The 21638-nt window shown below is 40.0% G+C and carries 17 protein-coding genes and 1 pseudogene; 11 read left to right on the top strand and 7 right to left on the bottom strand.

Annotated features, from left to right (window positions below):
- Nucleotides 1–682: 682 nt before the first annotated feature.
- Nucleotides 683–2722, bottom strand: a complete 2040-nt coding sequence (gene cas12k, locus RMY32_RS30315) for a type V CRISPR-associated protein Cas12k (protein WP_322712039.1) — start codon at nucleotides 2720–2722, stop codon at nucleotides 683–685.
- On the opposite strand from cas12k, the gene RMY32_RS30310 reads away from it, so the two are divergent.
- From RMY32_RS30310 to RMY32_RS30275, 8 genes and pseudogenes are all read left to right on the top strand, one after another.
- Nucleotides 2681–2863 (top strand): hypothetical protein, encoded by a 183-nt coding sequence (locus RMY32_RS30310; RefSeq protein ID WP_322712057.1) that lies wholly within the window; start codon nucleotides 2681–2683, stop codon nucleotides 2861–2863. The two genes, cas12k and RMY32_RS30310, sit on opposite strands and share 42 nt — an antisense overlap.
- 75 nt (nucleotides 2864–2938) lie before the next feature.
- Nucleotides 2939–3139, top strand: a complete 201-nt coding sequence (locus RMY32_RS30305; protein ID WP_322712038.1) for a ribbon-helix-helix domain-containing protein — start codon at nucleotides 2939–2941, stop codon at nucleotides 3137–3139.
- A 198-nt stretch (nucleotides 3140–3337) separates the two neighbouring features.
- Nucleotides 3338–5749: a type I restriction-modification system subunit M gene (locus RMY32_RS30300; RefSeq protein ID WP_322712037.1), complete on the top strand. Its 2412-nt coding sequence runs from the start codon at nucleotides 3338–3340 to the stop codon at nucleotides 5747–5749.
- The gene (locus RMY32_RS30295; RefSeq protein WP_322712036.1) at nucleotides 5743–7035 is read left to right on the top strand and encodes a restriction endonuclease subunit S; all 1293 of its coding nucleotides are present in this window, start codon (nucleotides 5743–5745) and stop codon (nucleotides 7033–7035) included. The genes RMY32_RS30300 and RMY32_RS30295 overlap by 7 nt, the downstream gene beginning before the upstream one ends.
- A gap of 65 nt (nucleotides 7036–7100) precedes the next feature.
- Nucleotides 7101–7337, top strand: a complete 237-nt coding sequence (locus RMY32_RS30290) for a type II toxin-antitoxin system Phd/YefM family antitoxin (protein WP_322712035.1) — start codon at nucleotides 7101–7103, stop codon at nucleotides 7335–7337.
- Nucleotides 7334–7720: a type II toxin-antitoxin system VapC family toxin gene (locus tag RMY32_RS30285; protein ID WP_322712034.1), complete on the top strand. Its 387-nt coding sequence runs from the start codon at nucleotides 7334–7336 to the stop codon at nucleotides 7718–7720. Before RMY32_RS30290 ends, RMY32_RS30285 begins: the two co-directional genes overlap by 4 nt.
- A gap of 103 nt (nucleotides 7721–7823) precedes the next feature.
- Nucleotides 7824–10874: a type I restriction endonuclease subunit R gene (locus tag RMY32_RS30280; protein ID WP_322712033.1), complete on the top strand. Its 3051-nt coding sequence runs from the start codon at nucleotides 7824–7826 to the stop codon at nucleotides 10872–10874.
- 1 nt (nucleotide 10875) lies between these two features.
- Nucleotides 10876–11580 (top strand): annotated as a pseudogene (locus RMY32_RS30275) (M48 family metallopeptidase).
- A 37-nt stretch (nucleotides 11581–11617) separates the two neighbouring features.
- On the opposite strand, the gene RMY32_RS30270 reads toward RMY32_RS30275, so the two are convergent.
- The 4 genes from RMY32_RS30270 to RMY32_RS30255 all read right to left on the bottom strand — a co-directional run bounded on the left by RMY32_RS30270 (nucleotide 11618) and on the right by RMY32_RS30255 (nucleotide 15559).
- Nucleotides 11618–12826 (bottom strand): hypothetical protein, encoded by a 1209-nt coding sequence (locus tag RMY32_RS30270; RefSeq protein WP_322712032.1) that lies wholly within the window; start codon nucleotides 12824–12826, stop codon nucleotides 11618–11620.
- Nucleotides 12827–13681: a serine/threonine-protein kinase gene (locus tag RMY32_RS30265; RefSeq protein ID WP_322712031.1), complete on the bottom strand. Its 855-nt coding sequence runs from the start codon at nucleotides 13679–13681 to the stop codon at nucleotides 12827–12829.
- Nucleotides 13682–13851: 170 nt separating this feature from the next.
- On the bottom strand, nucleotides 13852–14601 hold the full coding sequence (locus tag RMY32_RS30260) for a hypothetical protein (RefSeq protein WP_322712030.1): 750 nt from the start codon (nucleotides 14599–14601) through the stop codon (nucleotides 13852–13854).
- A gap of 445 nt (nucleotides 14602–15046) precedes the next feature.
- Nucleotides 15047–15559, bottom strand: a complete 513-nt coding sequence (locus RMY32_RS30255) for a TniQ family protein (RefSeq protein WP_322712029.1) — start codon at nucleotides 15557–15559, stop codon at nucleotides 15047–15049.
- A 528-nt stretch (nucleotides 15560–16087) separates the two neighbouring features.
- On the opposite strand from RMY32_RS30255, the gene RMY32_RS30250 reads away from it, so the two are divergent.
- Together RMY32_RS30250 and RMY32_RS30245 are read left to right on the top strand one after the other, a co-directional pair.
- On the top strand, nucleotides 16088–16381 hold the full coding sequence (locus RMY32_RS30250; protein ID WP_322712028.1) for a helix-turn-helix transcriptional regulator: 294 nt from the start codon (nucleotides 16088–16090) through the stop codon (nucleotides 16379–16381).
- A gap of 130 nt (nucleotides 16382–16511) precedes the next feature.
- The gene (locus tag RMY32_RS30245; RefSeq protein WP_292811272.1) at nucleotides 16512–16814 is read left to right on the top strand and encodes a hypothetical protein; all 303 of its coding nucleotides are present in this window, start codon (nucleotides 16512–16514) and stop codon (nucleotides 16812–16814) included.
- A 279-nt stretch (nucleotides 16815–17093) separates the two neighbouring features.
- Here RMY32_RS30245 and RMY32_RS30240 read toward each other — a convergent pair whose 3' ends face one another.
- Together RMY32_RS30240 and RMY32_RS30235 are read right to left on the bottom strand one after the other, a co-directional pair.
- Nucleotides 17094–18014: an ATP-binding protein gene (locus RMY32_RS30240; RefSeq protein ID WP_322712027.1), complete on the bottom strand. Its 921-nt coding sequence runs from the start codon at nucleotides 18012–18014 to the stop codon at nucleotides 17094–17096.
- 5 nt (nucleotides 18015–18019) lie between these two features.
- Nucleotides 18020–19909 carry a Mu transposase C-terminal domain-containing protein gene (locus tag RMY32_RS30235; protein ID WP_322712026.1) on the bottom strand — a complete coding sequence of 630 codons (1890 nt, stop codon included), beginning with the start codon at nucleotides 19907–19909 and terminating at the stop codon, nucleotides 18020–18022.
- A gap of 280 nt (nucleotides 19910–20189) precedes the next feature.
- Between RMY32_RS30235 and RMY32_RS30230 the strand changes: the two genes are divergently transcribed.
- Nucleotides 20190–21497 carry a recombinase family protein gene (locus RMY32_RS30230; RefSeq protein WP_322712025.1) on the top strand — a complete coding sequence of 436 codons (1308 nt, stop codon included), beginning with the start codon at nucleotides 20190–20192 and terminating at the stop codon, nucleotides 21495–21497.
- Nucleotides 21498–21638: the final 141 nt, after the last annotated feature.

Below are 21638 nucleotides of genomic sequence, written 5' to 3'. Positions count from 1 at the left end.
AATTATTGTCCAGAGTTGAAACCAGTTTTAAAGAATTATTGTCCAAAATCAGCCTGTAAAACTCGGCTAAATATATGTTTTCTAATTTAATTTATTACAGCAAGCCCAAGGCTCTTAAATTGCAAGAATAGCTTTAAAGCACTTTATTTGCAGTCTAGTTACAAAAATATATAACCTCTTCTTTTGCTGTTTTCACCCAAGCAGAGGCTCCATTACTATAAAATAGCTGCGTTTTACGTGCGATCGCAGCACTCCTTTCAAACCACCCTAATACGAAATTATATCGCTAAAGTGGTGTCTTCAATCATAAGAATTTTCAACCCACCACCTAACGGGAGGGCTGTGGAAACGGTTGGATCGGGATCTAACGAAAGAGTCCATTCCAACTTTCAACCCACCACCTAACGGGAGGGCTGTGGAAACCGCACCCGTGAAAACTCTTGCCAACAATGGCTTTTGAAGGCAAATTTGGCAAGCCTTCTTTAATTCCTATTTTCTACAGCCAATGAATAAAATTTTATTCATGACTAAAACAGTAATACCCAGTGTAGACAAGAGTTTTAGACATTTGGCAGAACCCCAGGGATTTTGCCCCCGCTTTGAGCTGCCAAAAATAAAAATTAGGGGGTGGTAGTTCGGTAGCCACCGTGACGGTATACCCGTACCCTTACTTTGTTGTATTTTATCTACCAAAAGTATTAATCCGGCATTGGTAAGCGTAAAATGCTAAATCTCTCGCTTGTTCTTCCAGCGTACCATAATGGGGTTGGATACCAAATTCAATACTAATTTTTAACTCAGCAGCTTTCGACTTTATGAATTCTTGGAGTCTGTTATAACTCCAATTATGTATTTGACGGTTATATTCTTTTACGTATAATTTTTGAGCATTTACATCGCCTGGAATTTTAGTCTCAGCTTTCGCTTGAATTGCACTGGCACGAATTTCCCTGATGTCTTTTAATCTAGGTAATACAATGCAACCTGCCTGATATTGCCTGGCGAGTTCTACTATTTTCTTCGCTAATAATTTATCAACGTATTCTCCTAGTTGTGATTCTCCAATATTACACGGTGAATCTTTTTTCTGAGCTTGTTCTCTCTCTTTCCGAAAATGCACTTGTTGTCGTCGTCTGCGGCTTAACAGGTGAAAAGCATTGCCTAGCAACTGTTTGACTGTATTACAGACAAGTACTTTTTTAGTATTTATATCAACTATGACAACCGTCGCTAACTCAATAGGATGAAAACTGATACCAACAATTATATTAGATTGACCTTGATAAATTAGTTTACCAGGACGATTGAATGAATTATTAAGTCGAGATAATGAAGATTTATCTTTATTCAGTTGTATTTGTTGATTGTTCTCTAACTTTTTATTTTCTTCGGCTTTACTTACTCGTTTTTGTGCCTTGTCAGTCTTTTCTTTTCTCACTTCTTCAGTACCCTCTGCTGTCCATAAACGAGCATCATAGGTACAATGCAGAGCTAATTTATGAACTTTCCACGGCTCACCTTTGCCTTCACCTTGTTGCCATAGCAACTGTGCAGAACGTAGTGTAATTAAACTTCCCGAAAGTTTTTCTTCACCTTTCTGGCTTACTTTAAAAGCTTTGTAGTCTTCTAGAAAGCGTTCAAAAAAATGACGTTGGCGTTTATTACAACAAATTTTAAAGTGATATTCACTCCAACCATTGAAGTAAACAATAATATTGCCTGTGTCATTTTTATACCAAGTTAAGTCTCCATATAAATAATCTATAGGATATGGTAACTGTGATATTTTTTTCGATAAATTAGCTATCCAATCTTCCCACTCTTGATTATTTTTAGGTACTTGATTTATTAAGTTGCCAAATGCTTCACTATATCTTTCTCCTGTTATATCTCTACCACTAGGTAATCGATTATCTTGAATTTGATTCTCTAGACGTTTTATCTCGACTATTTTCTCATTACGACGCTTTTCTAGTTTTTGAAAATCTTCCTCTAAACTACTAATTTTATTATGATTTTTTATCAGGTAAGCTACTGCACACCGCGTTAAGATATCCTGTGTTTGTTTATGAATTTCATATAAGATATTAGTTAATTTTTCTAATTTATTTTTAGCTACATTGTTTGTAGAACTAGAATTTTTCCTTTGTTCTGCATCGGTACTTTTATTATTAATGTTTTTGTTAACTCTTTTTCTAGCTGATTTTGTTGGCTTTACATCTTCATCATTAATAGTAAGTTGTTTTATAAATTCTTCTGATTGACTAAGCACTTCTTGCGCTTTAGAACGTATTGTCTCTAAATCAGAGTTACTTTCATCTATAAGTTCAACATCACTTTTAAGTATATTTTTGAGCAAATATTCTTTACCCTCTTTCTGCCTTTTTCGTTTCTGGTATAAAGTAAGCCATGAAGAATAAACCTCTTTTACAAAAGACTCTGCTGATGAGCGAAGGCGGCCTGATTGTTCTTCAAATTCAGGATTTTTTGTCAAAGCTTTACGTAATTCTACGATTTCTTTCTTAGTTATTTCTCCCTTTTCTTTATTAGCTTCAAATTCTGGTTGTTCGCTTACACTCTTTAACAATTGAAGAATAAGAGGAGTATTTTTTTGAGTCATTTCTTCCCATACTTTGCGAAGTATATCTTCACTAGCATCTAGATGACATCGTATGGTTCTATGAACTGGAACCGTGGATTTACTCTTACGATCGCTACTCATGGTGACAACATCTCCACCAAATCAATAATTTTTTGTTTGTGTAATTTAGAACTAACTACTTATTCGTCTTTGCCAGATAACGATCGCCACTTGACCCGATCGCCATCCAAAAACCTCGGCATTGCCGCATTTGTTCAATAATGTTTTCAATTTACCACAAAAACATTGCCACACATTTTTAAACATTGTTTTGTGTTGTAACAAGGTTACGGGAGTATGATGAACTGGCAACAAATCTTTGTAGTGTTGATGAGTCAGAGCGATCGCGTACAAACTTCCATATATTTCCCCAAAGATATCCACGAGGCTTTGGTGAAATGGGCTGAGGAAGAAGACCGTCCCATCAGTAATCTTGTTGTGCGGCTTGTGAGTAAGGCGGTTGAGGAGCGGGAAAAGAAGCAAAATCCGCCGCAATAATATCTAGCTGTCGCAGATAGGACAATTTGTAAATTCCTGGTATACGATATATCCTCAGCCACTACATGAGCAAAGTCCTTGTGCGTGGTATGTTATTGGTTCTTTGTACGATGTAAAAACTTCAAGGCAAAGTGTCAGACGGGCTTAAGAACGTCTGGCAAAGTTGATCAGGGGAGGTATGGGTGAAGGCTACACGAAATGGCAATTAAGAAAAGTGAACTTTATAGTTCGTTATGGAAAAGCTGTGATGAACTGCGGGGTGGCATGGATGCCTCGCAGTATAAGGATTATGTGCTGGTTTTATTGTTTGTTAAATATGTATCTGATAAATATGCGGGTGTAGCAGATGCGCTGATTGAAGTGCCTGAAGGCGGAGGCTTCCAGGATATAGTTGCCTTCAAGGGACAAAAAGATATTGGGGATGGCATCAACAAAATTATCACCAAGCTAGCTGAGGCAAATGACTTAAAGGGTGTTATTGATGTCGCAGATTTCAATGATGCCGATAAGCTGGGCAAGGGTAAGGAAATGCAAGATAGGCTTTCCAACTTGGTGGCGATTTTTGAGAACCCGGCACTGAATTTTAGTAAAAACCGCGCCGATGGTGATGATATTTTGGGCGATGCCTATGAATACCTGATGCGTAACTTTGCGACGCAATCAGGCAAAAGCAAGGGACAATTTTATACTCCGGGGGAAGTCTCCCGTGTAATCTCAAAGGTTATAAGTATTAATTTAGCCAAAAGCTCAAACGATACGATTTACGACCCCACTTGTGGCAGTGGTTCTCTGTTGTTGAAGGCGGCAGATGAGGCAGATGTGAAAGTAAGCATCTACGGTCAGGAGATGGACAACGCTACCCGCGCCTTGGCTCGGATGAACATGATCCTGCACGGACACCCTACTGCTGAGATTTGGCAGGACAATACTTTATCAAGCCCTTACTTCAAAGATGCGGATGGCAGCCTCAAAACTTTTGATTTTGCTGTGGCTAATCCTCCCTTTTCCTCGAAGGCTTGGAGCAATGGACTGAATCCAGCCGATGATGAGTTTAAACGGTTTGATAACTATGGGATTCCTCCAGCTAAAAATGGGGACTATGCTTTTTTGCTGCACATGGTTCGCTCTCTGAAAAGTAATGGCAAAGGGGCGATTATTCTGCCGCATGGGGTGCTGTTTCGCGGGAATGCGGAGGCAGAAATTCGGAAAAATCTGATTTGCAAGGGAATTATTAAGGGGATTATTGGGCTACCGCCGAACCTGTTTTTTGGGACGGGGATTCCTGCCTGCATTATTGTGTTAGACAAAGAAAATGCCGAGAATCGCCAAGGCATTTTTATGATTGATGCCAGCAAGGGGTTTGTTAAAGACGGCAATAAAAACCGTCTGCGGGAGCAGGACATTCATAAAATTGTTGATGTCTTCAACAAGCAGCTTGAAGTGGCGAAGTATTCGCGGATGGTGCCAGTTCAGGAAATTGAGGGGCATGAGTACAACCTGAATATTCCACGTTATATCGACTCTCAGGAAGAGGAAGATATACAGGATATTGAGGCGCATTTGTTGGGGGGGATACCCAAGCGAGATATTGAAGCTTTGAAGGATTACTGGCAGGTTTACCCGACGCTGCAACAGGAATTATTTGAGGCGGCCGATCGCCCAGGATACCTGATGCTCAAAATTCCAGGATCAGAAGTCAAAGCTTGTATTTTTGCCCATCCTGAATTTATCAGCTATGGGAAAGACATTCAAGCAGTTTTTGAGACGTGGCAGGGGAAACACACGCCTTTGCTCAAAGCCATCCAGCCGGGAGATAAGCCCAAGGCGATTATTTACGCGCTCTCGGAAGACTTGCTGCAAGCGTTTACGGGTAAAAGTCTGATTGATAAATACGATGTTTATCAGCACCTAATGACTTATTGGGTGGAAAGCATGAAGGACGATGTTTATATTTTGGTAGAAGATGGCTGGAAGGCAGAACTGACGGCGGTGATGAATAAGAAAGGCGCAGTAACAGATTATGTCTGCGAACTGATTCCCAAGGAGTTGATGATTAACCGCTATTTTCAAGCAGAACAGGCGGCGGTCGCTACTTTGGAAACGAAAAAGGATGAAATTGTTCGCCAGCAGGAGGAACTGCAAGAAGAACATGGCGGCGAGGAGGGTTTGCTGGAAGAAGTCACCAATGACAGTGGCAAAATCACTAAAGCGAACATCAATCTTCGCATTAAGGAAATTCAGAAAAATCCTCTTTTTGCGGATGCGGATGAGTTGAAAGTTCTAAAGTCTTATTTGAAATTGATTGAGTCAGAAGCGGAACTTAATAAAGAAATTAAAGAGGCTACCCAATCTTTACATAATCAGGTGTTAAAAAAATATCGGGAACTAACAGAGGATGAAATTAAAAACCTAGTAGTTAATGATAAGTGGATGCAGACGTTAAGACAGGCGATCGCTTCAGAGATGGATCGGATTTCGCAACGGTTGACGCTGCGAATTCAGGAGTTGGCAGAACGGTATGATACGCCTTTACCACAGTTGACGAGTAAGGTTGAGGAGTTGACGGCTAAGGTTGAAGGGCATTTGCAGAGAATGGGGTTGGTATGGTGATGGAGGCGAATACACCAAAAAACTGTCAACAGACTGCTATCAGGCTAATTCCTGAAGATTGGGAGGTGAAGAATCTAGCAGAAATTATCATTGCTGGGCCGAAGAATGGTTATTCAGGTCGATCTGGGAGAGACGCACGAGGTACGCTAACTCTGCGACTTACTGCTACATCATCTGGCTATTTGATCCTTAATGATGAAACAGTGAAACGATTGGATGAAATTATTAATCCAAGCTCGGAACTTTTCTTGCAGCCAGGTGATATTCTCATCCAACGCTCGAACACTTATGAACTTGTTGGAACCACAGCAATCTTTAATGGATCACCTAGAACTTATATTTACCCAGATTTGATGATGCGGTTGAGATTTGAAGATCAATCAACTGCTCACTGGTTCTGGAGATATGCCAATAGCTTCAGTGGTAGACGGTTCTTTCTAAGTGTTGCCGCAGGTTCTACCGGAAGTATGCCAAAAATTAGCGGTGCAAAACTGCGTGGGATGACAATTCCTTTCCCCCCCCTCCCTGAACAAAAAGCGATCACCCAATCCCTCAGTGATGTCGATGCCCAGATTACAGCATTGGATCAACTCATTACCAAAAAGCGCAACATTAAGCAGAGTAAAATGCAGCAACTACTTACGGGTAAAAAACGTTTACCTGGTTTTAGTGGTGAGTGGGCAGTTAATACTTTTGACAAAGTAATGACTGGTTTTTCAAGCGGTTCAACTCCATCTAGAAGAATGCCCCATTTTTATAAAGGTGATATCAAATGGATCACAAGTGGAGAATTGAACTATCAAGTTATTAACGATACTTACGAAAAAATTACTGAAGAAGCTGTAATTAAGACAAATTTAACTATACACGAACCTGGAACTTTTTTTATTGCAATTACAGGGCTTGAAGCAGTAGGTACAAGAGGCAGTTGTGGAATTAATGGAATAAGTGCAACAACTAATCAATCTTGTATGGCTTTATATCCTAAAAAAGAACAATTAACAATTCATTATCTTTTTTATTACTATGTTAATTTTGGGGAAAATCTTGCATTGAAATTTTGCCAAGGAACAAAGCAGCAAAGTTACAATGCACAAATCGTTAAAAAACTACCAATATATCTCCCTCCTACAATTGAAGAACAAAAAGCCATTGCCCAAGTCCTCAGCGACATGGATGCAGAGATTGAAGCTTTAGAACAAAAACGCGATAAATACAAATCCATCAAACAGGGCATGATGCAAGAACTTCTCACCGGAAAAACGAGACTAATGAGCAGTTCTTAATCAAAGTTAGGGTTTTCAACCGCTAATCTCTAAAATAGAAGCAAGAACAAGAGCTAAATCAGATTATGGAACACATTGCTATTAGCGAACTACCTGAAACCCTGCAACAAATATTTGCAGAAATACAACGCACCAAAACACCCTTAACCGTCACCCATGACGGGGAACCCTTAGTCATTATCTATCCCGCCACTCCTCAACCCCAACGCCCAGCATTTGGAGCAATGAAGGGTAGCGGTGAAATATTGGGAGACGTAATTGCTCCAGTAATCCCTGCTACCACATGGGAAGTACTCCAGTGAAGCTGTTACTTGATACCCACATCTGGCTTTGGTATTTGCTTGGTAACGAACGCCTATCTCCTGGGCTTCAAACCACTATTGCAGCAGCAACAACCGAACTTTGGCTCAGTCCAATTAGTATCTGGGAAACGCTACTTTTAGCAGAAAAAGGACGAATATCTTTACAGCCTAATCCAGTTGCATGGGTCGATTTAGCCTTAAATACCCTAGAAATTCGTGAAGCTCCACTTAACCGCCACATCGCTATTTTAAGCCGTCAGATTCAGCTACCACATCAAGACCCAAGCGATCGCTTTATTGCAGCTACCGCAGTCTACCACCAGTTGACCTTAGCCACAGTCGATACCAATCTCACAGGTACTTGGTTACAAACATTAAGCTAGACATAAAATTCACGGCTGACACAAATAAAGATGACATAGTTTGATAAACAGTGTCATATTTAAATCTGAGTAAATCCGTGATTTTAACAGTAATGGGGTTGCTATGAGCAAGGTCGGACAACGCGAACGCCAAACCCAAAACCGCATTGTGCAACTATTCGAGCAACAATTAAAATATCGCTATCTGGGTGATTGGCACGACCGACCTAACAACAGCAACATCGAAACGGAAATCCTCACCGCCTTCCTCCGCGACAAACAAGGCTACAGCAACAGCCTCATCACCAAAACCTTGTATGAACTCAACAAAGTCGCAGGCGACCAAAGCAAAAGCCTTTATGACATCAACAAACAGGTTTATAGCCTCCTGCGCTATGGGGTTAATGTCAAAGAAGAAGTTGGCGAGAACACCCAAACCGTTTGGCTGATCAGCTGGGAAAAACCTCTAGAAAATGATTTTGCGATCGCCGAAGAAGTCACTGTCAAAGGCGAAAACACCAAACGCCCAGATATCGTACTTTATGTTAATGGTATTGCGATCGGTGTACTCGAACTCAAACGCAGCACCATTTCCGTCTCTGAAGGCATCCGCCAAAATCTCGATAACCAAAAATCTGTATTTATTAAATCCTTCTTCACCACCATGCAGTTTGTCATGGCAGGTAATGACACCGAGGGACTCCGCTACGCCACAATTGAAACCCCAGAAAAATACTTCCTCACTTGGAAAGAAGATACTAACAGCGACATCACCGACCCTTTAGATAAACACCTGCGGCAATTCTGCGCCAAAGAACGCTTTCTAGAGTTAATTGACAACTTTATCGTCTTTGACCGGGGTATTAAAAAAGTTTGCCGCCATAACCAGTATTTTGGAGTTAATGCTGCCCAATCTTACCTCCGTCGCCGAGAGGGGGGTATTATCTGGCATACTCAAGGCAGTGGTAAAAGCCTGACAATGGTTTGGCTAACTAAATGGATTCGGGAAAACATTACTGATGCTCGTGTTCTGATAATTACTGATCGAGATGAACTAGACAAGCAAATTGAGAGTGTCTTTAAAGGAGTCAACGAAGCGATTTACCGCACTACAAGCGGGAAAGACCTAATTAACAAACTCAACAGCACCACCACCTGGTTACTCTGCTCCCTAATCCACAAATTTGGCAAGAAAGACAAGGCAGACGACGCAGACTATAACAGCTACATCGAAGAACTCAAGCGCAGCCTGCCCAGCGACTTTAGCGCCAAAGGCGATATCTATGTATTTGTGGATGAATGTCATCGCACCCAATCAGGCACGCTGCACGACGCGATGAAAGAAATCCTACCCAATGCTGTATTCATAGGCTTTACTGGCACACCCCTACTCAAAAAAGACAAGCACAACAGCATCAACGTTTTTGGTGATTACATTCACACCTACACATTCAAAAAAGCTGTAGCCGACCAGGTTATCCTTGATTTGCGCTACGAAGCTCGCAATGTTGACCAAAACATTACCTCACAAACCAAAATTGACCAGTGGTTTGAAGCCAAAACTAGAGGCTTAACAGAACACGCCAAAACCCAACTCAAGAAACGCTGGGGAAATTTGCAAAAAGTTCTCAGTTCAAAATCCCGACTAGAAAAAATTGTCAGCGATATTCTGCTAGATTTTGAAACTAAAGACCGCTTGCAAAGTGGTCATGGTAACGCTATGCTCATCTCCGGTAGCATTTACCAAGCTTGTAAATATTACGAGTTATTCCAAAGCGCTGGTTTTACCAAATGTGCCATTGTCACATCCTACAAACCTTCCCCGAATGATATCAAAGGCGAAAGTACGGGAGAAGAGGAACTGACGGAAAAATTACGGCAGTACGAAATTTATCAAAAAATGCTCAACGGCAAAGCGGCAGAAGTATTTGAAGACGAAGTTAAAAATAAATTTGTCGAAGAACCAGCCCAAATGAAGCTGCTGATTGTAGTCGATAAGTTGCTGACGGGATTCGATGCACCTTCTGCCACTTATCTCTACATCGACAAAACCATGCGCGACCACGGACTATTTCAAGCCATTTGTCGCGTCAACCGTTTGGATGGTGAAGATAAAGAATATGGCTACATCATCGACTATAAAGACCTATTTAAAAGCCTGGAGAAATCAATTAACGATTACACCAGCGAAGCATTTGAAGACTACGAAGCAGACGACATTGATGGATTATTGAGTGACAGAATCGCAAAAGGCAGAGAACGCCTAGAAAATTCCAGAGAAAGCATCAAAGCCTTGTGCGAACCTGTGGAGCGACCCTACGATACCCATGCCTATATTCGCTATTTCTGCGGTGCCGATACTGAAAACTCAGACCTTATAAAAGAAAATCAACAACAGCGCATTGCCCTTTATAAGTACACATCAGCTTTGATCCGAGCCTATGCTAATCTATCCAATGATATGGCAGAAGCCGGATACACCACAGCAGAAACTGAAGTTATTAAACAAGAAGTTAAGCATTACGAACAGGTACGCGCAGAAGTAAAGCTAGCCAGTGGTGATTATATTGATTTGAAAGCCTACGAACCCGCCATGCGTCACTTGATTGATACCTACATCGGCGCAGAAGAAAGCGAAATTATTTCAGCCTTCGACGATATGACGCTAATTCAGTTGATTGTCGAACGCGGTGCAAATGCAGTTGACGCATTACCCAAAGGCATCAAGCAAAACCAAGAAGCCGTCGCGGAAACCATCGAAAACAACTTACGCAAAGTCATTATCGATCAACAGCCAACCAACCCGAAATATTTTGAAAAAATGTCCACATTGCTGGATGAGTTAATCCAAGCGCGAAAAGCAGCCAGTCAAAACTATAAAGCCTACTTGCAGCGAATTGTTGAGTTAAGTAAACAAGTTGCTCAACCGAGTAGATCATCACAGTATCCTCAATCATTGAACTCTGCTGCTAAAAGGGCTTTATACGACAACCTCAATCAAGACGAAGCCTTATCTCTAGCGATAGATGACGCAATTCGCAAAACCAAAAAAGATGGGTGGCGTGGAAACATAATGAAAGAGCGCGAAGTAAAAAATGCCATTAAAAAACTTCTAACTTCCCCTGAAGATTGCGATCGCATTTTTGAAATAGTCAAGAGCCAAAGCGAGTATTAGGATGCACCAAATAACTGTCGGTGAACTCGTCATAGACGTTGCCAGAAAAGACATTAAAAACTTGCACTTGGCAGTGTACCCCCCCGATGGTCGAGTACGTATCGCCACACCCTTAAACATTGATGACGAAGCTGTGCGTTTATTCGCTATCTCCAAACTTGCCTGGATTAAAAAGCATCAAGCTAACTTTGAAGCACAAGAACGCCAGTCACCAAGAGAATTTGTGTCTGGTGAAAGCCATTACTTTTAAGGAAAACGCTATTTATTAAATGTCATTTATAGCTTGGGTAATCCCAAAGTAGAAGTTAGAAATAATACTTATATCGACCTTTATGTTAGAGAAGGAAGTAATGAAGCGCAACGCCAACAAGTCATAATGTCCTGGTATCGACAGCAGTTAAAACAGGAAATTTCCCCATTAATCGAAAAGTGGCAAAAGAACATGGGAGTTAAGGTTGAGGACTGGGGCGTAAAGCTGATGAAAACCAAATGGGGTACTTGCAATATCCAAGCAAAACGTATCTGGCTTAACCTCGAACTAGCCAAAAAAGACAAGCACTGCCTAGAGTATGTGGTAGTTCATGAAATGGTGCATCTGTTAGAACGACATCATGGCGATCGCTTTGTGGCTTTGATGAATAAATTTATGCCAAATTGGAAATTTTACAAGGATGAATTGAATCGTTCCCCCCTTGGAAGTTATTGAGTTCGATTGCTTCCAAAAGTATGAAGTATTATAAACATCAAGCTAGCCTACTCCAGTTACGACGAAGAATTACGCCACGATAGTCTTCGATATAACTCAAGGCTGCTCGATTGGTATCAATTACTTGTTCAAAATCTCTTGCTTTATCACGAATGCTAACTGACTGTAGCTTTTGAAGGATTTGCTCGGCAGAATCTAATAGGTTTCTCTGATATTCAACTGATTCATCAAATGAGCTTCGGCTGGATGCAAGAGCTTGTGTTCTCAAAGCCTGCAAGTAATGACGAAATGATTCTGATTCCCTAAAGCCAGTGGAGCTAGGCTGAGAACCACTGAAGAGAATTTTTGCCTCATTATTTTCTAATGCTGGGATTGGCTTCAAGTTCATTAACATCCCTCGCTGTGCTGCCAAATCCAGAGAAGGAAGCTTAAACTCTGATAGAGCTTGTGGACAATAATACCAAGTAGTTCGTCTTGATTCGTCGTCAGACTCTTGAGCGTGAAACTTGCTGGTTGTGAACGAGCGCACATTTAACCATGTTCCTGAAGCAATTGCATTTGCACAAGTACAAGCTGCAATTAGCATTTGATGACTACAATAGCCTAAAATCACTTTTTTCTCGCTCAATCTTAATCCGGCTATAAGGTCAAGTACATTTGCCAACCATGCCGGATCATTAACTAAATATTGGCCTGTAGGGGGTTCACAAATTAGATAAATAGTATTAACCGACCAATTCTTCACAGACTCAATTAAGTCATGAATTTGGTCAGGATTTTTAATCACATCAACACTTAAGGCAACTGTTGCAATTAAATCAAATTGATTATCTTGTAGTGACTGAGCAGATTCGATTGTAGCGCGTTGATACTCCAACCAATCAATATTAACGGTACGAGTATACAATCCTGGCAAAATGAAAGCATCACAACTTAGTTGACGATTTAGTTCCAACAATCTCATCAATTGTTGGTTGAGACCTGTTCCTGACCAGAAAGATATAGTACTATATTCTTTATCCCAATAATTATGAGATTGTAATCGTAGGTGAGTAGCGCGTGGTAAGTAGACTTGAGGATCTAGTAGCACCTGCCCCTTCAATTTTTTTATTTTGCCAGCAAAATTTATTAGCTGTTCAGGCTCTAAGTCGCGAGGGCTAAGGATAACAGTTCCACCTTCCCATCCCTTGAGCAAGTTTTCACAGTGACCCATCATTCCCCAGCCCAACTGAAGATAAAAATCCATTTAGCTAACTCCCTCTTCTGTGCATATCTCTTCAATCCAAGTAAGAGCTTCTGTAATAGTAGATAGGCGGTGGTCTGGTCGTTGTCGAGTCATCGCCCAGATCAATTGTGAAAATTGCCCTCTTTTATCTACTGGCTTAGAAATTGTAGGAAAAGAGGTAGTTTCAACTCGATGCAAAACTTCTATTAAATTAGACGCATTTTCAATAAAGGGATTAATGCCTTCTAAGCACTCATATAGAGTCACTCCGAGAGCAAATAAATCTGTACGAGCATCTATTTCACATTTTCGGTTTCTAAACTGTTCTGGTGGAGCATAGCCGGGTGTAAAAGCACCATAGGGGTCAGATGTTGCAGTCAGAGAAACTAAATCTAAGTGTCTAACAAGACCAAAATCTAAGAGCCACGCATCACTATTATTATCAATAATTATGTTCTCCGGCTTTACGTCTCGATGCACAATGCGAGTTTTTTCAGCATCAGCAAGCGCCTCAAGAATTTGTTTCCCTAAGCGTAATATTTGCTGAGGAGTAAGGGTTCCTTTTGCTTGCAGAATTTGACGGAGGTTGTTGCCTATAACCATCTCTTCCCGAACCCAAAGGAAATCACCAATTGGGCTGTGTCGTGTGCCGAGGTCAAAAACTTTTGGCACCCTAGAGGAACCAATATCTTGCACGGCTTGTATTTCGCGGATAACCCTATCAATATCGGTTTGCGGACGGTAAATCTTGAGTACCACTGTTCTATCAGTAATGTGTACACCAGAAAAAACTTCCTTTTGCCCACCTTGATTTAATGGAGCAAGTGAAGAAATTTCAGGAAACTGGGTTTGCAGCCATGCTATGTCAATTGCCATTTTTAATAATTGAATCCAACACTAACGACTAATTTGCTATCACGAAAGTAAATTTATACAAAAATTTAATTTTAGCGATCCTAACAAATACACATTATATGAAAAATGGGCTGAATAATGTTCAGCCCATTTTTTATACTTTCTTAATATTTTTAACTAAATTTAATCTTTCAATGCTTATATTCAAACAATGTGTGCCAAACCCACTCATTAAATAACCAGGAAACATAGGATTTAGGCAGTTTTCCTACTGTAGGTAAAAGCTTAGACTCTACCAGTGAACAGTGAGTAGTTATAATTCCTACGCCAAAACTTTTCGCTTCTTGAATAAGTTCACTATTACTAGGTAGCTTTGGTAGCAATAAGTACGACTCTGAAGCAAACCACGTATTCTGAATAGCTTGATGAAGTCCTTCCTGCCAATTTTTTACTTTTGCCTCAATCGCAATTAGGCGTTTAATCGCAAAGATTTCTTCTAATGGTTTAGCTTGCAACTTTCCTGATTGGTAATGAACAAGTTCTGCACTAAGTAAACGTCGTACTGATTTGTAAAAATCGCCAGGGAATATATTTTCTAGTGTTGAATTATCTACATCCTTTTCAGAAAAAATATAATGCAAAATCCGCAAATCTAATTTATTAATTTTTAATCTTTTGATTGACCAATTTCTAGCAACTTCTGGCTCAAAGTAAACAATAACAATATCCGGAAACCCTGAATCAAGTTGAGGCTCTAAAAGAATAACTTTTTTCTCTCCTGTTTTGATATGAGATATTAATTGCGAACGTACATATTCTTGTACCATTTCATATTCAGTACCTTTGATTGGTTTTCTAAGTGATAAACTAACTGTTCCTAAAGAAGTAAAATTCCGAACATTTTTTGATTCAATTAGATATGCTTCTGAATTAGATAACATTTTATAGTGATTACAATCTGTTAATCAAATTGGATAAACACATTATAGCATTTTGGAGTTATAAAAATATAAAAATAGTTTCTTGTTTATAAATTTTTAGTATGTTTTAATCTTAAAATATTAATTTAAACCGTAGTGTAAATTTGTTTGACATATACTTGTTTTCCTTTAACTCTATTTATTCTAAGAAGTTATTATTTGATTTAAAATAAAACTTATCAAGTTTTTTTGATTTACCAAAACTTATCATTACTAGGTTTAAGTTTCACTGAATCAGTACTTTATTAGCTCGGATTCCTGAAACACTAATAAGTAAGCATTTACCTGAGTTTATAAATTAGATTTAAGGGCTACATCTTTTTATATAAGGAAAGTGACAGAAGAAGGATAATAACAAGCTCTGAAATGCCTAAGCAAAGCCATAAACCTTACCTAGCAGTGTTAATTAGTAGACTTTCTGCCGCTCTTTCATACTTCTAAAAGGAGCATGGCATTTGTTACATTCTCCCTGTTCCCATAACGCTGGGATAGCAAAACGCTCTTTGCAAAAAGGACATTCTGAAAGGAGACGTAACTTGTGGCGGTCGCACCCCATTGTTGATTGAAACTGCCACTCTAGGCGGTGATATGATTTCTCAGCATAACAAGCCGCACATAAACGAATTGGCTCTAGCTTTATTTTTTCGCCTTTTTGCGGCAGCATTTGAACTATCTTGTCTGTGTCCAAACCTATCAGTTTTGCGATCGCCTCTAATTCCTTTTGACTGGGAACCGGATTCAATCGAAATTTCTCCCACCTTGCTAATACTGGGCCAATTCCTGCGGCTTTACTTAAACTCCCAGGAGACGAGACGCAAACTGCTTCGTGTCGCCTAAATCGTCCAAAATAGTGACTAATACTCTCCCCTTCGTTGGGTTCTACATACCAAGGCGGACATTGAACCGCTTCTGGCTCCATAACTTACATCTCAATACCTAAACAGCTTGAACTCAAAGCAAATATGCCACTTTAGCCTTTCCTCGTAAATATAACTTTTGCTTTCTTGCGTCTAGCAAACCTTTTAGTCAAATCATGTTGATTCAGTTCAAAATGCGGCTCATTTATTTTCAGTAGCGCAACATTGCGAAGGAAATCATATAGAGGTTCAAATATCCAGATTTTAGTCACAAATTTAACACTTCGGTACATAAACTTGCTTAAATAACTGTAATCCTTCATGGCGGGAATTAAAAGTTTGACTTTGCGATGCGATCGCACTGTTTGGGCAATAAATTTTTATTCACTGCAACACAAAATTGCAAGTTTTAAGTTCTTGCCAATGAGAATTGCTAGGAGACTGTAAAAACTAAGCCACTTCTGGTGCGTTAGCGCACTCTCTCGTAGAGAAGCTTCTCCAAAGGAGACTCGCTTTCATCTTAAATCCTCATAGTTTGTAAACTGTAGTAGCTCAAGAATTCACGTTTTGTTTACTGCTGTAGCTATTATATGAGCAATAAGGGTGATAAAGAAACAAAAATGTATATTTATGTTGCAGATGTTGTATCTGTAGCCTGGAATAAAGATAGAGGAGAAGTTTTAAAGCGATTACGTGGTAAAAAATCCCGTCAGAAGCTAGCTGATGAAATCACTGCCAGAGGCGGAGAATGCTCCCATCAAAACCTGAAAAAACTAGAATATGGTGAGTCTGAAAGTGTCTCACTGAAAGTATTAGAATCTATTTGCACAGCATTGAATATCTCTATAAGTGATTTTATTAGCACTATTGAAGTTACGATATAAAGTTTTGAATAGCTCTCTTAATTTTAGCTACTAAAGTATCTAATATAAAATCTGAAATCAAAAAGGCGATCGCAGTCTCTTGCCGGAGGGCGATCGCCTTTTGTTAAACCCCATCAATGAGGTTACTCAGATGATTGTACAAGAAGAGTTTGATAACCAAGCTTCTGCTAAATCAGAGCTTGAGGAATATGTTGACCACTTAGCTGACGCAGCAGCACCAGAAATTGAAATTGATTCAGTGCCAGATGATTTGGGAGAACTGTATCGAGTGTGGAACGGTTCGCAACTTCTCGGCACTTTTTACCAAAACTTGGAGGGTAAATGGGTAACGCAACCTTGTAATAGGGATGAAAGACCCTGCTGTAACACACCCTTTGAAGCGCAGCTGATCATAGTAGCTGTCAATGGCTTGCTGGTAGCAGATGTAGCTTAGTAGTAAACCTTTCTCTTATCACCCAAAGACGTGGTTAAATTCACGTCTTTTTTTGTAACTTCTTTTTGATATTCACCTTTTTACATAAAACGGGAATGGCTAACTCTTCTTTGCCAGCGAGACATTTTGATAATAAACGCAGCCTCTAGCGATGTCTACGATGGTCACTGAGCTTGCCGTACCACTTCGTGGAAGCAAGCTACGCGCAGCGTCTCTTAGAGAAGTGCGGGCTGTCTAACCACCCCACAAAATAGCTGTAAAGCTAGCCATTTAAAAATGTTAGCCTTTTCTTTTAAATTTAACTTTTGGTTCCTTGCGTCTACCAAATTTTCTAGTCAGATTAGCTTGGCTCAATTCAAAGGATGGCTCATCTAGTTTCAAGATTGCAATTTTACGAAGTAAATCATACAAAGGCTCAATCAGCCCTCCAGATTTTAGTTTCAAATAAGAAATTACACTATCCATTCGTGCGAGATTTAATCGACCATCTTCAGGAATGAATTTTTGCTCCCAATCATCCACAACTTCAATAATATCTTCTTCAGTTAAGTTGGGAAACTCGTATGGCTCTAGAAATGAGTCATGAACGCGCACGTATGGAAGACTTTTTCGTTCGAGAATATTATCGCTTAAATAGTAAGTCCCAACCAAGATAATAGCTATTCGCCGTTTCGTAAAAATATCAATTAGTTCGTTAAATCCTTCCAAAGTTAAGTAGTCAGCATTACCAACTATGAGTATTTTGACACCATAACTTTTAAGAGTTCCCCATGCCCGCGATCGTAAATCTCGCAGCGCTCCAACGTTAGTAAGCGGATGACCGACTTCTTCTAGAATAGAGTAATACAAATCTGTTGGGCCACCATGCTGATCAATTTCGGCATAAATAACAGTCGCCGGAATTTCTAACAATGTCCCTCGCCGTTTTACATATTGCATCCTATAGAGTTGGCAAGCTTTTAGCAAACCAGAACCTGTAGCAGATATGACGTAACCACAGAGTTTTGCATCACGCTGGTCATCAAGCCAGTCAAATAATTCTGTATCGCGGTCTAATGGTAAGTAAGTGTCAGCTTTACCAATTCGCTCAACCTCAGCCTGTATTTCTGGTGAGCGGCGCAGTTCCTCAGCAGACTGTAAACTAGCATCAAACTGCTTCTGAAGTTTTGGTTCTACATGGGCTAAGTTAGTCTCTGACATTTTACTTACCAGTTATCTTTCACAAATTGGTTCCAATTTTGTACCCCTACTCTCGGTCGTCTAGCCTTGACAGTGCGATTGGTTTCAGATTTACCCTGTTTGTCTATAGAATTTACAGGTTTTTGTGAGGCAATATCAGGTGAAGATGTAAAATTTTCTTGTGATATAGTTGTTTCCTCCAGTATTGCATTTTCAGGAAACATTTCAACAATTTTCGATTTATTAGACTTTTGTTCCTGTTTTACTTGAGCTTTTCTTTGCCGTTTTCTACGACTTTTACGTTCTTGTTCCACGTCCTCAAATATATTTAGTCGTTCATTCAAAATTGAAGAATTATCAACTTCCTTAGCTTCCACCCGCAGCTTCTTCTTAATCCAATTTAATTCCCCAAGAGAAAGCCGCTCTTTTTCTAAATCCCTAGCTTTTACAATACCAATAAACTCTCCTGGTTGACCGTCAAGAGAACGGGTATAAGCAAGCAGAGTTACAATATTGCGCTGGTCATATCTTAAGGAAATTTTCTGACCTTCATACCTTACTAAAGAATCTCCCTGATACACCAAACCTCCAAAGTTGGCAGAACCATATTTCTCGACATTTCGATGCGCAACTTTCATTAAGCAGATATCTAGTTCACGCTCATCGAGAACTTCTGGCTCACTCAAGAGCATTGATTTCCAGCGTTTAATACGTTTTTGGTTTTTTACCTTTGGATAATCATGCTGATTGTAGTGGTCTACAAAATATCTAACTAATATTCTTTCTAGCTTATCAAGTGTTAAACATGCAGTTCTCTCTGCTTCTTTAGGGCGTTCCTCAATACTCGATCCGGTATATCCTCCGTATAAAGACAAAACTTCCTTATTAATTTTGTCAAATATAGTCTCAATTAAACCGCCTGCCGATGGAAAAGCACGTAGCCGACGTTGGAAACCTAACTGTAGCGAAATTTGCTTCAAATGTGCAGACTTAAATTCCTTGGCGCGGTCTGTAACTAAATATTCTGGAACACCGAGAATATCCCATTTTTCTTGCAATTTGTACTCTGGTTCGTAATGCTTTGGCAAGATTGAATGACGAAAGGCAAGTGCAACTTCATGTGATCCAGCAGACTCATATCCCAAATAAAACCCAACCACACAACCAGAATAGCTATCCATCACTAATGTTATGTAAGGGCGACCAATAATCTCTTTGTCTTCATCATCAATCAACAAAATATCTAATTTGGTATGGTCAACCTGCCAAATCTGGTTGCTATGGGTAATTTCTAAAATTCCTTGAGTTGTCTGAATAATTTGTCCTTCGGTTGGTGAACCGGGATGGCGAAATCTTCTGCTTTCTTGGTCAATATTAAAGTTTATAACTTTATAGACGGTGACATGAGAGGGACACTTTCTCTCTATTAAATCCTTTAATACCTCTGGGTATTGTTTGAATTTTTCAGCATACTTTTTAGAGCGTAGTTCTTCTCCCTTAGATGCCAAAGCTATCAAGTATCCGTGAATTTGATTATGATTTACCCGCGAACCCTCTTTTTGACCCCATTTATGAATTTCAACTATAAATTGAAACCATTGTTTGCTAATACGAAACTGTCCTTTATCCTGACGACCGACTGCAAGGGTAGCAACTCCGTCTTTTTGAACTCTCTCAACCATTCGTTTTATAGTTCGGATGCTTTTACCAAGTGTTTTAGCTGCCTCTGCGATCGCATCCCTGCGAGCATTCTTATCAGGTGCTTGTACAATGGCATCAATTACATCAGCCTTTTGCTGAAACTCTGGTGAATCATCATTAAACAGTAGATAAGGCTTTCCCTCTACCTGCTCCGTAGCAACAACTTCCTCATGATCGGAGAGATTAGCGCCTTGACTCAAAGAACGCGTAGACATACACTTGACCTGTCTTTCAAAAAAAAATGACATCATTTACTTTAAAAGTATATTAGAAAAATGACATCATTTACTTTAAAAGTGGTGAGAGAATAATCAAAGAGAAAATATGGTTCAAATACTTTTGCAGCAAGGCTTTTGGCTTATTAGGGAGCTATCCTAAAAATGGACACTAATTCTTTAAAATGGACAATAATAATTTAATGGACACAAGTTGAACAACTAGAACGCTAAACTCAAAACAACTGATACCATTTCTTTATAAGGCTGCGCTAAACCTTTGAAAATAATTGCCTACTCTTACACCGATCCGCTATTAGAAGCTTCTCCCGATCGAGCCGATTGGGGATGGGAGGTGGATCGGGTTTATGAAGATTTGGGCAAGGCAGACTCTTCTTTGCGATCGCAATTACAACAATTATTTACTGATTGCCAAACTGAACCAGCAGATTATCTCCTGATTCGTCGGTTGGAAGAATTGGGAGATACTGTAGAGGAAATTAGCGATCGCCTCAATCAACTCGAAGTCATGGGAATCGCAGTAATCGCCACTGAACAACCCTACACTTCCGAAAATTACCCTCTGGGCGCTGACTTGCTGAATTTGCTACACGCAATCCAACGTCAGCAACGTAGCCGCCGCATCCGCCAAGGACACGCCCGTAATCGTCTTGAGGTTGCACCGCCACCAGGCAAAGTTCCCTACGGCTATCGCAGAGGTAAGGGAAAATATACCATTGACCGCAGTACTTCACCAGTGGTAAAAGATTTTTTTGAACACTTTTTACTTTATGGTTCCCTGCGGGGTTCAGTGCGTTACTTGGCGAAAAAATATGGCAAGAAAATCTCTGTCACTACAGGAAGACGCTGGCTGACTAATCCAGTTTATCGCGGCAATACAGCTTACCAAAATGGTGAAATTATCTCCAATACCCATATTCCAATAATTTCTAAGGAAGAAGCAGCCCAAGTTGACCGACTTTTGCGCCGTAACAGCCGTTTACCATCCCGAACTGCTAGCGCACCGCGTTCTCTGGCTGGGTTGGTTGTCTGTGCTGAGTGTCAGTCGCATCTGACAGTTACTCGTGTTACCCAACGCAACCAAGATCAAGAGTATCTTTATTTACGTTCTCCTAGCTGTCCCCAAAGCCCCAAGTGTAAGGCTATTCCCTACCAAGAGGTGTTGGAACATACCATTGAAACCGTTTGTCGTAATTTACCTCTGGCGGTAGCAGGAATGAATTTTCCTCAGTTGGATGCATTCAAAAATAGCTTAGGACAAGCGATCGCTCGTCAGCAAGAAATACTTGCTCAGTTACCCGCTTTAATTGAAACTGGAATTTTAGATGCCGAAACAGCAAAGTTAAGGGCTTACAAACTTCGCACAGAAATTTCTGCACTCGAAGCAAAGTTGGCAATTCTCCCTCCAGTTAACTTGCGTTCTGTTGCTCAAGCTGTTTCCATACCACAATTTTGGTTAGATTTATCGGAAACAGAACGAAGATTTTACTTTCGAGAATTTATTAGACAAATTGAGATTGTTTGTCAGAATAAAGAATTAAAACTCCAAGTTATTTTTATTTTTTGATTTACAGCACTTTGCAACTAAATGAGGTACAGAACCAAGGATTCGCAAATCAAATTATTCTTCTCCCTCTTGCCTCCTGCCTTCTGCCTCCTGCCTCAAAACCAGTGAATTTGTACCTCATGCAAAAGAAAACTGCTGTAA

The sequence above is a fragment of the Nostoc sp. ChiSLP03a genome (genome assembly GCF_034531215.2).
Taxonomy (GTDB): domain Bacteria; phylum Cyanobacteriota; class Cyanobacteriia; order Cyanobacteriales; family Nostocaceae; genus Nostoc.
This window is presented reverse-complemented; position numbering and strand designations above follow the sequence as displayed.

Coding starts and splice junctions, on each gene's coding strand:
- RMY32_RS30310 (WP_322712057.1), top strand. CDS start 2,681: ATGAACTGGAACCGTGGATTTACTCTTACGATCGCTACTCATGGTGAC.
- cas12k (WP_322712039.1), bottom strand. CDS start 2,722: ATGAGTAGCGATCGTAAGAGTAAATCCACGGTTCCAGTTCATAGAACC.
- RMY32_RS30305 (WP_322712038.1), top strand. CDS start 2,939: ATGATGAACTGGCAACAAATCTTTGTAGTGTTGATGAGTCAGAGCGAT.
- RMY32_RS30300 (WP_322712037.1), top strand. CDS start 3,338: ATGGCAATTAAGAAAAGTGAACTTTATAGTTCGTTATGGAAAAGCTGT.
- RMY32_RS30295 (WP_322712036.1), top strand. CDS start 5,743: ATGGTGATGGAGGCGAATACACCAAAAAACTGTCAACAGACTGCTATC.
- RMY32_RS30290 (WP_322712035.1), top strand. CDS start 7,101: ATGGAACACATTGCTATTAGCGAACTACCTGAAACCCTGCAACAAATA.
- RMY32_RS30280 (WP_322712033.1), top strand. CDS start 7,824: ATGAGCAAGGTCGGACAACGCGAACGCCAAACCCAAAACCGCATTGTG.
- RMY32_RS30270 (WP_322712032.1), bottom strand. CDS start 12,826: ATGGATTTTTATCTTCAGTTGGGCTGGGGAATGATGGGTCACTGTGAA.
- RMY32_RS30265 (WP_322712031.1), bottom strand. CDS start 13,681: ATGGCAATTGACATAGCATGGCTGCAAACCCAGTTTCCTGAAATTTCT.
- RMY32_RS30260 (WP_322712030.1), bottom strand. CDS start 14,601: ATGTTATCTAATTCAGAAGCATATCTAATTGAATCAAAAAATGTTCGG.
- RMY32_RS30255 (WP_322712029.1), bottom strand. CDS start 15,559: ATGGAGCCAGAAGCGGTTCAATGTCCGCCTTGGTATGTAGAACCCAAC.
- RMY32_RS30250 (WP_322712028.1), top strand. CDS start 16,088: ATGAGCAATAAGGGTGATAAAGAAACAAAAATGTATATTTATGTTGCA.
- RMY32_RS30245 (WP_292811272.1), top strand. CDS start 16,512: ATGATTGTACAAGAAGAGTTTGATAACCAAGCTTCTGCTAAATCAGAG.
- RMY32_RS30240 (WP_322712027.1), bottom strand. CDS start 18,014: ATGTCAGAGACTAACTTAGCCCATGTAGAACCAAAACTTCAGAAGCAG.
- RMY32_RS30235 (WP_322712026.1), bottom strand. CDS start 19,909: ATGTCTACGCGTTCTTTGAGTCAAGGCGCTAATCTCTCCGATCATGAG.